This window comes from Pseudoduganella dura, assembly GCF_009727155.1.
Taxonomy (GTDB): domain Bacteria; phylum Pseudomonadota; class Gammaproteobacteria; order Burkholderiales; family Burkholderiaceae_D; genus Rugamonas; species Rugamonas dura.
On record NZ_WNWM01000002.1, the window covers coordinates 339,411 to 352,199 of the forward strand.

Here is a 12,789-nt window from a genome sequence, read left to right on the forward strand (position 1 = left end):
CTGTTATTCCCGAGGCCGATACCTATACCAACCATGCCCGACGAGACTCCCGACCAGGCCAAGCACGCCGCCGAACTTTCCGACCTGCTGGGCCACGTGGTCACCAGCTGGGACAATGACCGCCGCGCGCTCGCGCGGCAGCTGCACGACAGCCTGGGCTCGTCACTGACGGCGTTGACGATGCACCTCGGCCTGCTGGCGGCCAAGCTGCCGCCGGACCAGCCGCTGCGCGACCGCGCCGCCCAGATGAAGAACCTGCTGCACACGATCATCGAGAACAACCGGCAAATGCAGCACAAGCTGTGGAACGACAAGCTCGAGTTCCTCGGCATCAAGGTCGCGTTCTCCGAACTGGTTACGCAATTTGCCCAGCAATACGGGATCGCGGCCCGCCACAGCCTGCCCGAGGAAGAGCCGGCATGCCCGCGCGAATTCGGCGTGGTGCTGCTGCGCGTGCTGGAACAGGGTTTGTCGAACGTGACGGCGCACTCGGGTGCCACCGCGGTCGACGTGATCGTCGACGACAACGAAGACGAGATCATGCTGACGGTGCGCGACAACGGCAAGGGCAGCACCCACGACCTGGCGCCCGGCGCGACGCCGGATGGCGAAAAGTACGGCCTGCGCCTGCTGCGCGAGCGAGCCCGCCTGCTGGGCGGCACGCTGACGCTGGCCACTCACCCCGAAGGCGGCGCGGTGCTGACCGTGGTGCTGCCGAAGCCGGCCACCTGATTCCCCGCCACGCCTGTTCCCGGCGTGGCTGCGCCCCGCAACCATGACGACCGCGCGCGAGATAGCCGATCTGCCTGGCCCGCCCGGCCTGCCGCTGCTCGGCAATGCGCTGCAACTCGATCCCCGCACCGTGCACCGCACGATGGAGCGCTGGGCCGGCCGTTACGGGCCGATCTTCCGCGTCCGCATCGGCACGCGCCCGGTGGTGGTCATCGCCGACAGCACGGCGATCGCCACCGTGCTGCGCGACCGGCCGGAAGGCTTCCGCCGCCCCGCCATCACCGCCGAGGTGGCCGAAGAACTGGGCGGCAGCCCGGGAGTCTTCATGGCCGAAGGCGACGCATGGCGCCACCAGCGCCGCATGGTGATGCACGGCCTGTCGCCCGCCGCCATCCGCGAGTATTTCGGGCGGCAGGTGCGGGTAGCCTTGCGGCTGCGGGAACGCTGGAACGGCGCCGCCGGCGAGATCGATCTTACCGGCGACCTGAAACGCTACGCGGTGGACGTGATAGCCGGCCTCGCGTTCGGTGCCGATGTCAATTCGACGGAAACCGGCGACGCTGCGATCCAGGGGCATGTCGATATCGTGATGGACGGGCTGGCGCGCCGTTCGCTGCTGCCCTTTGCCTACTGGCGCTGGATCCGGCTGCCGGCCGATCGCCGCCTCGATCGCAGCGCGCAGGCCGTGCGCTCGGCGACGGACGGTTTCATCGCCGCGGCGCGTGCCGCGATGGCGGCCGATCCCGCGCTGCGCGAACGGCCGGCCAACCTGTTGCAGGCCATGCTGGCGGCGGCGGACAGGCCCGCTAGCGGCGTCGACGACGGCGCCGTCGCCGGCAATGTGCTGACGATGCTGCTGGCCGGCGAGGAAACCACCTCCGGCGCGCTGGCCTGGCTGGTATGGCTGCTGTGGCGGCATCCGGAGGCGCAGGCCCGGGCGCGGGAAGAAGTGCTCCGCCATGTGCCCGATATCGCCAGCGCCACGCCGGAAAGCATCGAAGCGCTCGACTACGTGCAAGCCTGCGCGCTCGAGGCGATGCGACTGAAACCGCCCGCGCCGTTCCTGCCGCTGCAGGCACTGCGCGAGAGCGCGGTGATGGATACGCGGCTGCCGGCGAACACGATGGTGTGGTGCGTGCTGCGGCACGACAGCGTGGCCGCGGCGTTTTTCCCGGAACCGGAACGCTTCGACCCGGCGCGCTGGCTGCCGGGCGGGAACGCCGACCGGCACGTGGTGCTGCCGTTCGGCAGCGGTCCGCGCATGTGCCCCGGGCGTTACCTGTCGCTGATGGAGATGAAGGTGGCGCTGGCGATGCTGCTGGCGCGCTTCGACATCGTGCAGGTGCGCGTTCGCGGCACCGCCGCCGACCTCGCCGGGGCCCCGCCGGCCGAAGTGATGGGCTTCGTGATGGCGCCGGCGCCGCTGTCGATGCGGCTGCGCGCCCGGCCGCAGGCCTGCTGACTAGTGCAGCTTGACCATCGGCGTGCTGCGCTTGATCAGGAAGCGCGCCAGCGCCAGCACGCCGGTGCGCAGCGTGCCCATGATCGCCTGGTGGTGCATCAGGTGCAGGCTCGTATACATCATCCGCGCGAAAAAGCCTTCCACGAACCAGTTCTTGCCCTGCAGCGAACCCATCAGGCTGCCGACCGACTCGCGCTGGCCGAACGACACCAGCGAGCCATAGTCGCGGTATTCGTAGGGCTTGCCCTGTGGCGACTTGCCGCGCTCGCGCCGCAGCAGCGTTTCCAGCAGGTAGTCGGCCTGCTGGTGCGCGGCCTGGGCGCGCGGCGGCACCGGCTTGCCGTCGGCGCCGATGCACTGCGCGCAATCGCCCAGCGCGTAGATATCCGGGAAGCCCTTGACCACCAGTTCGCCGGTCACATCGAGATGGCCGCCCTTCACGGTCGGCAAGCCCAGGTTTTTCAGGAAGTCCGGCGCCTTGATGCCGGCCGCCCACACCACGATGTCGGCCGGGTACACGTCGCCCTTCAGCACGGCGACGTGGTCGGGGCCGATCTCCGTCACGCGCGTATCGGTCAGTACGCGCACACCACGTTCGGCCAGCAGCCCCGCGGCGGCGATCGATACCCGTTCGGGCAGTGGCGCCAGGATGCGCGGCGCGCCTTCGATGATGGAGATGCGCACGTCGCGCAGCGGCTTCAGGTCGCCGAAACCATAGGCGGCATACACGCCGCTGGCCTCGCGCAGTTCCGCCGCCAGCTCGACGCCGGTCGCGCCGCCGCCGATGATGACGATGTCCACGCCTTGCTCGGCGCCCTGGCCGGCGCGCTTGTTGGCCGCCTTGGCCAGCAGTTTGAGCAGCGTGAGGCGGAAGCGCTCGGCATCCTCGGTGCCGTTCAGCGAAATGGTATTCTCGGCGGCGCCTGGCACGCCGAAGTAGTTCGACGTGCTGCCGACCGCCAGCACCAGCGATTCATAGGCGATCGTACGGGCCGGCAGGACGGTTTCGCCGGCCGGCGTTTCGATCGGCCCCACGCTGATCGTGCGGGCCGGGGCATCGAGCGCTTCGAACGCGCCGTACACGTAGGTGAAGTGATTGTCGTGCGCCAGCATCTGGTATGACAGGCCTTCGGCATGGATGTCCAGCGAGCCGGCCGCCACCTCGTGCAGCGACGGCTTCCAGATATGGTATAGCCGGCTGTCCACCAGCATCACCTTGCCCGGCCCCAACTTGCGGCCCAGTTTGCAGGCCAGCTCCAGGCCGCCCGCCCCTCCTCCCACGATCACATATTTGCTCTGCAAACGGTTCTCCTTGAAATGAATGGCGCCGGCCGGGAATGCGCGTCAGTCGCGGCCGTGCCCCTTGCCGTGGCCGTTGCCATGGCCCCGGTCATGATCGCGGCGACCGCCATCGCGATGGTCATCCCGGCCGCCCCGGTGTTCAGGGTGGTCGCGACGCTCGTGCTGCCCATGTTGACGATGCTGGCCGCGGTGCTCCGCGCGATAACGGGGCGCGTAGTCGTTCAGGTACCAGTCGTCGCGCACGAACAGCACGCGCCGGCCGCAGGCGCGGTACTTGCCGCAGTGCTTGCGCCAGTTCTTCGCATGACCGGGCGGCACGCGCAGGTACAGCGGCTCGCGCACCACGCGGACCGGGCGCTCCACGATGACGGGCTCGCGATAGATGACGGGTGGCGGCGCCATGGCGCCGATGTCGACCCGGCCATAGAAGCCGGGCTGGCCGACCGTGATCGACACCTGGGCGGAAGCGGAGCAGACGGCCAGCAGGCCGGCGGCGAAAAGCGAAATTTTAAGATTGGTCATGGATGCATCGATGGTTGAAACGGGCCGCGGCCATGGCCATTGTATGCGACCCGGCAGTGGCGCGTGCGTTCATCGCCAAAGCGCGGCCCGGCAGGTGCCCGGGCCGCGCCGGATGCCGCCTGGCTGTCCTTGGCGAAGGAGGTAAAGCGGTACATGGGCGCCGCGCCATCGGGCCGCCCGCCACGGCGGCCGGAGCCGCGCCATCGGGGTTACGCAATGGACAGACTAGATCGACGCCCCCAGCGCCGCCTGCAGTTGCGCGATCGCCCGGTGCGCCTGGCTGATCACCTTGTCCGCGATCCGCTTGCGCACGGCCTGGATGCGGCTGGCCGCCTCGGCTTCCAGTATCAGCGGCGTCAGCAGGGCGCTGGCCGATTCGTAGAATGCGCTGCCGATGCGGTCCAGCTGCACGATGAAACCCTGTTCCGCTTCCTTCATCCGGCGCCGCAGTTCATCCTCGAACACGCGGCGCTTGTCGCGGATCTCCTCGCGCTTGCGTTTATTGGTGTCGGTCGCCCACTTGAACGCGGACGCCAGCAGCACGGCGCCGCCGACGAAGGGCACCACCGGGGCGACGACGGGGATCACCACCGCCACGCCGAACAGGTAGGCGGCCGTGCTGGTGCCGGCAGCGGCCACCGCGCTGCCCATCAGCGTGAGGTTGGCGGCCGTGTCGACACCGTTGACCAGGCGCGTGCCGATGCGCAGCCGCGGCATCAGCCGCGCCAGTGCCGCGTGGTGCTGGCGCTTGAACGCCTCGGCCTGCGTGATGCGCATGTCGGACTGGAACAGCTTCAGGTCGTGGTGCAGCAGGTCGAGCGCCTCCTGCTTGCGGCGCGCCACGCGCTCGAGCCGGTATTCCATCTCGCGCGCGAACTGGTCGCGGGCAATGCCGGACCACACCTGCTCGTCTTTCCATTGTTCGGTATCGAGCCGTTCGGCGATGGCCACCTCGATCGCATTGCCGGCATCGTGCACCGCGTCGTCGATATCCTGCCACAGCATGCGGCGCTCGTAGGCAATGCGGGCATCCACCAGCGCCAGGCGCTGCAGCACCTGCTGGCGCAGCTGTTCGGCGGTGGCCGACAGCCCGCCCGCCTCCCCGTCGCCCGGCAGCGGCGCGACGGCCTTTTCCTGGTAGGCGTCGATGCCGTGCGTGATCGTGTCCACGGCGCGCTGCACCACGTCGCGCAGCTGTTCCTGCGTCATCATGCCGCCGTTGAAGCCGCGTGCATGATTCAGCAGTTCGACCTGGCCCGTGCTGCGGCCGAAATCGGCCACGGCATCGACCAGCCCCCTGCCCTTGACGAGCTTGCGCGCCTGCGTGCCGAGGTTGTTCAGCAGGCGGCGCTCTTCTTCCGGGGGCAGGTCATAGTAATGTTCCGGCGTGACGCGGATGCCGAGCGAGCGTGCGGCCCTCGCGGCCAGCGGCCGGGCGCGGCGGCCCTGCAACGCCAGCAGCGGCTTCATCATCGCGAAAGCGGCTTCGCGCGCGGCCGGCTCCACCGCGCCGCTGCTGCGGGCCAGCGCATTGACCGCCCAGTCGACGGTCACCCCCGATTCGATCGCGTTCAGAACCAGCGCGGTAAACACGGCGGAAGCCTTGCCATCGCCGGAAAGATCGGTCACGGCGGCGAACTGCGCCAGCGTCATCGATCCGTCCTCGCCCACGGCGATCGCGCCGAGCAGGCGTGCCAGCGCGGAGGCAAAGCTCTGGTCCGTGCACAAATGCTCGTCGAGAGTGCGCAGTTTCAGCGTGTGTTCCGGCGCGGCCGGCGTGACTTGCGACGATGCGGATTGATTCACGGCGGCTCCCTCGTTGGTCTGAAATGCCTTTTCGGCATTCTAGCGGAACTCGAGGGGTGCCGGTGCCGCGCCCGGCTGGCGCATTTCCCGGCAACGGGAGCGACATGGTCCGTTGACGGGCAAGCGGCCAGCGTGCGGCCGTGCTGGCGGGAGCGCCGGTGGGCGCGGTCAGGCCGCTTCGATGGTGCTGGTGACGACGCCGACCAGCGCGACGACATCGGCCGATTCCGCCACCTGCAGCAGGACCTGGCCTCGTTCGAAGCCGACATCGAGCAGGTGGACCAGTTCCGATTTCTCGGCCGCGGTCGGGTCGCGGTGCAGGCCGCCATGGAACAGCTGGTCCACGAATGCGGCGTTGCTGACGACACCGGCTTCCGTGGAGGTGGCGAAACCATTGGCGATGCTGCTCATCGAGACACCGTTCGCACGCTGTGCCAGCCAGTAGTTCAGGCCGGCCTCATCCGGCGCACGGTCGAAGATCGTCTGGTACAGGCGCAGCAGCACGCCGATATCGCTATGGTCGAGATCGAGCTTCACCGCCTGCGACAGGTACTCCGGGGAATTGACGAAACCGAGCGCGACGTCGGCGCGGCTCGCACCATTGAGAATCGCGTTGACCCAGAAGGCGCCTTCTCCCTGCGAAGGCGTGCGGCCGAGGATACTTTCATACAGCGCCGTGACGAAACCGGCGATGCCGGAAGTAAGGAACAGCTCGCCGGCTTCCGGCGAATTGATGAACTCCGACGCAACGAATTTCGCCGTGGCGCCACTGTCCAGGACGCCCGCCCAGTAATCGATCTCGAAGGCGTTGCCTTCGCGGCCCAGCACCCCATGGTACAGCCGGGCAACCAGCTCTTCGTATGCGTTGCCCTGCCCGCCCGTGAAGACCAGCGTCTCGACATCGCTCATCTTGACGGTACTGCCGTCGATGGCGGACACGACGAGCGTGCCGTCCACCAGCGTCATCTTGTAATCCGACGCACGGCCCGCCAGCTGCACGGTATCGCTGCCGGCGCCGGCGAGGATCGTGTCGTGGCCTTTGCCCGGCGTGAAGATATCGCTGCCACTGCCGCCCTTCAGGATGTCGTCTGCCGTACTGCCGGTAACGACGGCATCCGGGTCCGTCGTGGCGCCGCCCTGAGGCGCGCCTGCCGAAGGCGTACCTGCGGCCGGCGCTGGTGCGGGAGCCGGCGCTGGTGCGGGAGCCGGGGCCGGTGCTGGTGCGGGAGCCGGGGCTGGTGCGGGAGCCGGGGCCGGGGCCGGTGCTGGCGCCGGGGCCGGTGCTGGCGCCGGGGCTGGTGCAGGAGCCGGTGCTGGCGCAGGAGCCGGTGCGGGAGCTGGAGCCGGTGCAGGAGCCGGCACAGGTTCCGGGGCTGGCGCAGGTGCCGGGGCTGGCGCAGGTGCGGGGGCTGGCGCAGGTTCCGGGGCAGGCGCGGGTACCGGGGCAGGTGCGACCGGCACCGGCGGCAGTTCCGGCGCGGGTTCCGTTTCCGGCACCGTCACATCGCTCGGCGGCGGAAGTGCGATCGGCGCGTCGGCAAACGTCACCACCGCGCTGCCCGTCAATCCCGCTTCCCGGCTGCTCAGCACCAGCACATAGCTGACGCCCGCGCGCAGCGACACCGCGCTCAGTTTCGACAGCAGGTTGCCCTGAGCGCCGTCGCCGGTGAACGCGTCGATATCCTCGTTGGCCGCCACCAGATTGGCGAGCGGATTGGCCGGATCGAAGCTGCCTTCGTACAGCCAGAGCTGGGTATCGGCGTCCTTCGCGTCGCCGGTATAGCTGAAACCCGTCGCGCTCTGCACCGTCAGGTCGTAATTGCCGTCGGCCGGCGCCGTGATGGTCACCCTGGCATAGGCATAGTCGCTGGCATAGCCGCCGAAGTCGTAGTTGCTCGCCCCGTCGTCGCTGAGCCAGGTACTGACGGCGCGCAGATCGGCCCCGCTCCACGTGGCGGAGTAAGCATCGTCGGTGAACAGCAGATCGCCCGGCAACAGCGGCCGGTGAAAGGTCAGCGTACCGTTGGCATTCAGTGAATAGTTGACGCTGTTCATTTTTAGATGCTCCAAGGAAATTTTAGACAATTCTAGCAGAATTATTTCCATGGATCATCGCAAAACTCAATCACGGCAAGAGTTCGCCGATATTGCTGTTCCCGCGCAACATTTTTCAGTTGGCGCGGTTGGCGTAAGCTGGGCATTTTCTCCGAGTACGAAACTATGTCTGCCCGCTGATGTCGATTGTGGCCAGCGCCGTCGCTAGTTTCCCTCCGTCGCGAGCACCAGCGTCTCCTTGATTTCTTCCATGACCACGTAGCTTTTCGACTGTGCGGCACCCGGCAGGTTCAGCAGCATGTCGCCGAGCAGCTTGCGGTACTCGGCCATCTGATGGATCCGGGCCTTGATCAGGTAGTCGAAATCGCCGGACACGAGGTGGCATTCCTGCACCTCGGGAATGCGCAGCACTTCGCGCCGGAACTGTTCGAAGTGGCTGGCGGACTTCTGGTTCAGCGTGATCTCCACGAACACGAGCAGCGTGGCGCCGACCGCCGCGGGATTGAGCCGGGCGTGATAGCCGGTGATGACACCGTCGCGTTCCATCCGCTTGACGCGCTCGATCGCCGGCGTGACCGACAGGCCCACCTGCTCGGACAGATCCTTCATCGAGATGCGTCCATCGTCCTGCAGTATGCGCAGGATCTTGCGGTCGAGCTTGTCCAGGGCCCGCACGGACTCTTTTTGTGTACGCATGATTTTTTCCTGTTTTATCAGCGATATATAGTAACAACCACTACCAAACAAAACTTACCATAGGTGAATTCCCCGGGCAATCAAGCCAGACCAATTCTTATCTCTGAGGCAAGCATGCGCATCGTCATTCTTGGTAGCGGCGTCATCGGTGTCACCACGGCGTATTACCTGGCGCGGGAAGGACATGCGGTCACGGTGCTGGACCGCCAGCCCGGCCCCGCCCTGGAGACGAGTTTCGCCAACGCGGGCCAGATCTCGCCCGGCTATGCGTCGCCTTGGGCCGCGCCGGGCATTCCGCTGAAGGCCGTCAAGTGGATGATGCAGCGGCACGCGCCGCTGGCGATATCGCTCGACGGTTCGCTGTTCCAGCTGCAGTGGATGTGGCAGATGCTGCAGAACTGCAATGCCGACAGCTATGCGGTGAACAAGGAACGCATGGTGCGCCTGGCCGAATACAGCCGCGACTGCTTCAAGGCCCTGCGCGCCGCCACCGGCATCGCCTACGAAGGCCGCCAGGGCGGCACGACGCAACTGTTCCGCACGCAGAAGCAGATGGACGGCGCGGCCAAGGATATCGAAGTGCTGAAGGAAACCGGCGTGCCCTACGAGTTGCTGGGCGCGCGCGAATTGCTGTCGGCCGAGCCGGGCATCGCCAGCGAGCGGCTGGTGGGCGGCCTGCGCCTGCCGAACGATGAAACGGGCGATTGCCAGCTGTTCACCACGCGGCTGACCGGCATGGCACAGGAGCTCGGCGTGCAGTTTCGCTACAACGTCGACATCGATGGCCTCGATGTGGCCGGCGGTGAAATACGCGGCGTGCGCTGCGCCGGCGAAGTCGTGACCGCCGATTCGTACGTGGTGGCGCTGGGCGCCTATTCGACGCCCCTGCTGCGCGGCATTCTCGACCTGCCGGTCTATCCGCTGAAGGGGTATTCGATCACGGTGCCGATCGTCAACGCCGACCGGGCACCCGCCTCGACGATCCTCGACGAGACCTACAAGATCGCCGTGACCCGCTTCGACGACCGCATCCGCGTCGGCGGCATGGCCGAGATCGCCGGCTATGACAGGCGCCTGAACCCGCGCCGCCGCGCCACGCTGGAAATGGTCGTGAACGACCTGTTCCCCGGCGCCGGCGATACCGCGCAGGCCAGCTTCTGGACGGGCCTGCGCCCGATGACGCCGGACGGCACGCCGGTGGTCGGCCGCACGCCGCTGCCGAACCTGTTCGTCAATACGGGCCATGGCACGCTGGGCTGGACGATGAGCTGCGGTTCGGCACAGCTGCTGGCCGACATCATGTCGGCCAGGCGCCCGGCGATCCGGGCGGACGATTTGTCGGTGGAGCGCTACCACCGTAGCGCCGGCACGCGCCAACCGCAGCTCGCCGGCGCCTGAACGCCGCGCGGCGGGAAGGCCCGCGCGGCCCTGCCCCGGCCTCCTGCCCGCAGCCTGCGGCCGCGCTCCTCCCGGGCTCAATTGTGCGGGGAGAAGCGGGTGCGTATAATTCCGTCATGAATAAACTGGAAGCCTTCGGGCATATCGCGGCGCTGGCGATCCGGGGAGATCTGGTATTTCCCACCAGCGTCAACGCAGCGTTACGTGTGCAGCTGGCGCTCGAGAACCCCGACACCCCGATCGACGAGGCGATCCGCCTCGTGCTGGCCGAGCCGCAACTGGCCGCTCGCACTGTCGCGCTCGCCAACTCGGCCATGTTCAACCGCAGCGGCAACACCGTCACCAACGTGCGCGCCGCGATCACGCGCGTGGGTTACCACAACCTGTATGCACTGGCCGCCGCGATGGTGGTGCGCCAGTTCGGCGCCAAGATCACCGACCCGGTCGTGCGCGCCAAGGCCGAACAGCTGTGGCAGCACAGCGTATATGTGGCCTGCCTGGCCCGCATCATCGCCCGCGACGTGACCGAGGTAAACGGCGATACCGCGCTGTTCGCCGGTATCGTGCATGAAGTGGGCGGCTTCTACCTGCTGTCGCGGGCCGACGAGTTCCCCGGCCTGCTCGATCCCGATCCGGACAACTGGCAACCCGCCAGCGAGGAGATCATCATGCGCGAAGTGATGGCGAAGCTGGCGATTCCCGAAGAAGTCGCCACGGCGATCGAAGGCCTGCGCGACGGCTTCCTCGGCGTGCCGCCGGAAAGCCTGCTCGACACGCTGCTGCTGGCGAACCACTTCGCCCCCGTCGATTCCCCGCTGGCGCAGCCGCGCGAGGAAACGCCCCAGTCCGAATCCGTCGTCGACCTGTTCATCGACGAGCAGATGGCCGCGGAGATCCTGGACGAGGCCGAGCGGGACGCCACCTCGATGACCGCCGCGCTGCTGGTCTGAGGGCGGCGCAGGTGCCTGCGGCGCTTACGCCAGCGCGGCGGCCGGGCCGAAGAATTCGTGGTACGTCTGGCTTTCAGGCACGCCCAGTTCGCGCAGCGATTTCCTGACAACCTTCATGAACGGCTGCGGGCCGAGGAAATACGCGTCCACGTCGCGGCTTTCCGGCAGCCAGGCCGCCAGCAATTCACTGTCGAGCAGGCCCACCGCGTCCGGCGCGGCATGGCCCGCGTCTTCCGCATACAGGTAGTGGCGGCGCAGTTGCGGATGGCGGCTGGCCAGCGCGTCGACATGCGCGCGGAACGCGTGCACGCCGCCATGGCGCGCGGCGTGGATGAAGTGCACGTCGCGCCCGCTGGCCAGCGCCGCCGGCAGCATCGCCAGCGTGGGCGTGATGCCCACGCCGCCGGTGATGAACACGATCGGCCGGCTGGCGTGCGCGGCCAGGGTGAACACGCCCGATGGCGGCAGCAATTCGACCACGTCGCCTTCGTTCACCGCATCGTGCAGGTGGTTCGACATCGCGCCACCCCGCTCGCGCTTCACGCTGATCTGGTACGTGGCGCCGTCCGGCGCGGCCGACAGCGAATAGTTGCGGCGCTGGTCCACGCCGTCCACCACGGCGCGCAGGCCGATGTACTGGCCGGGCTGGAAATCGGCCACCGGGCCGCCATCTTCCGGCCGGAACACGAAGCTCGTGATCTCGTCGCTCTCGCGCCGCTTGCCGGCCACGACGAAGCGGCGCAGGCCGTTCCAGCCGCCCGGCGCGGCAGCCAGCGCGTCATAGGCCCGGCCTTCGGCACCGGCCAGAATGCCGGCCAGCTGGCCGTACGCCGCGCCCCACGCCTCGATGACCGCATCGGTCGCCACGTCGGCACCGAGCACTTCGCGGATCGCCTGCAGCAGGCTCGCGCCCACCATCGGGTAATGTTCCGGCCGGATGTCCAGCGCCACGTGCTTGCTGACGATCTGCCCCACCAGCGGGCCGAGGGCTTCCAGCCGGTCGATGTTCTTCGCGTACATCAGCACGGCGTTCGCCAGCGCGCGCGGCTGGGCGCCGTCGCTCTGGTGGGTCTGGTTGAAGTACGGTTTCACCTGCGGGTAATCGCGGAACAGGATCGGATAGAAGTGACGGGTCAGTGCCTCGCCGCCCTGTTCGAGGATGGGCACGGTGGCGGAAACGATGGCGCGGTGTTCGGCGGATAGCATGGCGGTTCTCCTTGGCTTGGTTGACTTGAAACTACCTTCGTTAAAACTTGCATTCAGTATGCATGTTTAAAAAAACGACGGGAACTGGACAAAATGTCCCAGGCAGGAACCGTGGTGTACCGTGCGCCGGGCGCCCCGCCGGCCGTCAGGAACCGGGGCGGCGCTCCGGCATGTGCAACAGGATGGCGTGCTCCTGGCGGCGTGCGCCGGGCAGCAGGTCGGCCAGTGTGACGCCGTCGAGCACGGCAAGGAAGGCTTCGGTGGCTTCGCGCAGCTTGCCCTGCAGGCCGCAGGCCCCGGCGAAGGCGCAGCCGGGCGCGGCAGCGTCGAAACACTCGGCCATGTGGAAATCCGGCTCGCTGGCCCGTACCACGGCGCCGATATTGATGTCGGCGGGTTCGCCGCGCAGGCGCAGGCCGCCGTTGCGGCCGCGCACCGTCTCGACCAGTCCCGACATGCCCAGCTGGTGGATCACCTTCGTGAGATGGTTCTTCGAGATGCCGTGCAGGTCCGCGATATCCTGGATCGTGGCCAGGCGGTCGCGGTGCATGCCCAGGTACATCAGGGAACGCAGCGTGTAGTCGGTGAAGGTGGTGAGTCGCATGATATCCAGGGCAAACGGCTGCGCCATTATAACGGCGGGGCGGCCGCGGCCGGGCG

General features: G+C 67.8%; 11 protein-coding genes. 4 read left to right on the forward strand and 7 right to left on the reverse strand.

Annotated elements, in window-relative coordinates:
• Positions 1-33: 33 nt before the first annotated feature.
• Positions 34-732, forward strand: a complete 699-nt coding sequence (locus tag GJV26_RS01655; RefSeq protein ID WP_155707103.1) for a sensor histidine kinase — start codon at positions 34-36, stop codon at positions 730-732.
• A gap of 43 nt (positions 733-775) precedes the next feature.
• On the forward strand, positions 776-2,194 hold the full coding sequence (locus GJV26_RS01660; protein ID WP_155707105.1) for a cytochrome P450: 1,419 nt from the start codon (positions 776-778) through the stop codon (positions 2,192-2,194).
• Here the strand turns inward: GJV26_RS01660 and GJV26_RS01665 are convergent, their stop codons facing one another.
• The 5 genes from GJV26_RS01665 to GJV26_RS01685 all read right to left on the reverse strand — a co-directional run bounded on the left by GJV26_RS01665 (position 2,195) and on the right by GJV26_RS01685 (position 8,575).
• Positions 2,195-3,496 carry an NAD(P)/FAD-dependent oxidoreductase gene (locus tag GJV26_RS01665; RefSeq protein WP_155707107.1) on the reverse strand — a complete coding sequence of 434 codons (1,302 nt, stop codon included), beginning with the start codon at positions 3,494-3,496 and terminating at the stop codon, positions 2,195-2,197.
• A gap of 42 nt (positions 3,497-3,538) precedes the next feature.
• A complete protein-coding gene (locus GJV26_RS01670; protein WP_155707109.1) occupies positions 3,539-4,018 on the reverse strand; it encodes a hypothetical protein in 480 nt (159 codons plus the stop codon).
• A gap of 225 nt (positions 4,019-4,243) precedes the next feature.
• Positions 4,244-5,824, reverse strand: coding sequence for a hypothetical protein (locus GJV26_RS01675; protein WP_155707111.1), 1,581 nt, complete (start codon positions 5,822-5,824; stop codon positions 4,244-4,246).
• Between the two features lie 168 nt (positions 5,825-5,992).
• Positions 5,993-7,879 carry a DUF4214 domain-containing protein gene (locus GJV26_RS01680; protein ID WP_155707113.1) on the reverse strand — a complete coding sequence of 629 codons (1,887 nt, stop codon included), beginning with the start codon at positions 7,877-7,879 and terminating at the stop codon, positions 5,993-5,995.
• Between the two features lie 204 nt (positions 7,880-8,083).
• Positions 8,084-8,575 (reverse strand): Lrp/AsnC ligand binding domain-containing protein, encoded by a 492-nt coding sequence (locus tag GJV26_RS01685; protein ID WP_155707115.1) that lies wholly within the window; start codon positions 8,573-8,575, stop codon positions 8,084-8,086.
• A gap of 114 nt (positions 8,576-8,689) precedes the next feature.
• On the opposite strand from GJV26_RS01685, the gene GJV26_RS01690 reads away from it, so the two are divergent.
• Positions 8,690-9,973 carry a D-amino acid dehydrogenase gene (locus GJV26_RS01690; RefSeq protein WP_155707117.1) on the forward strand — a complete coding sequence of 428 codons (1,284 nt, stop codon included), beginning with the start codon at positions 8,690-8,692 and terminating at the stop codon, positions 9,971-9,973.
• A 116-nt stretch (positions 9,974-10,089) separates the two neighbouring features.
• Entirely contained in the window at positions 10,090-10,923 is an 834-nt protein-coding gene (locus tag GJV26_RS01695) for an HDOD domain-containing protein (RefSeq protein WP_155707119.1), read from the forward strand.
• 24 nt (positions 10,924-10,947) lie between these two features.
• Here the strand turns inward: GJV26_RS01695 and hmpA are convergent, their stop codons facing one another.
• Both hmpA and GJV26_RS01705 read right to left on the reverse strand, forming a co-directional pair.
• Positions 10,948-12,129, reverse strand: coding sequence for an NO-inducible flavohemoprotein (hmpA, locus tag GJV26_RS01700; protein ID WP_155707121.1), 1,182 nt, complete (start codon positions 12,127-12,129; stop codon positions 10,948-10,950).
• 145 nt (positions 12,130-12,274) lie between these two features.
• The gene (locus GJV26_RS01705; RefSeq protein ID WP_155707123.1) at positions 12,275-12,733 is read right to left on the reverse strand and encodes an RrF2 family transcriptional regulator; all 459 of its coding nucleotides are present in this window, start codon (positions 12,731-12,733) and stop codon (positions 12,275-12,277) included.
• Positions 12,734-12,789: the final 56 nt, after the last annotated feature.

Excerpts from the sequence above, each read along its gene's own strand:
- GJV26_RS01670 (WP_155707109.1), bottom strand. The coding sequence starts at position 4,018 with ATGACCAATCTTAAAATTTCGCTTTTCGCCGCCGGCCTGCTGGCCGTC.
- GJV26_RS01680 (WP_155707113.1), bottom strand. The coding sequence starts at position 7,879 with ATGAACAGCGTCAACTATTCACTGAATGCCAACGGTACGCTGACCTTT.
- GJV26_RS01705 (WP_155707123.1), bottom strand. The coding sequence starts at position 12,733 with ATGCGACTCACCACCTTCACCGACTACACGCTGCGTTCCCTGATGTAC.
- GJV26_RS01695 (WP_155707119.1), top strand. The coding sequence starts at position 10,090 with ATGAATAAACTGGAAGCCTTCGGGCATATCGCGGCGCTGGCGATCCGG.
- GJV26_RS01685 (WP_155707115.1), bottom strand. The coding sequence starts at position 8,575 with ATGCGTACACAAAAAGAGTCCGTGCGGGCCCTGGACAAGCTCGACCGC.
- GJV26_RS01655 (WP_155707103.1), top strand. The coding sequence starts at position 34 with ATGCCCGACGAGACTCCCGACCAGGCCAAGCACGCCGCCGAACTTTCC.
- GJV26_RS01660 (WP_155707105.1), top strand. The coding sequence starts at position 776 with ATGACGACCGCGCGCGAGATAGCCGATCTGCCTGGCCCGCCCGGCCTG.
- hmpA (WP_155707121.1), bottom strand. The coding sequence starts at position 12,129 with ATGCTATCCGCCGAACACCGCGCCATCGTTTCCGCCACCGTGCCCATC.
- GJV26_RS01690 (WP_155707117.1), top strand. The coding sequence starts at position 8,690 with ATGCGCATCGTCATTCTTGGTAGCGGCGTCATCGGTGTCACCACGGCG.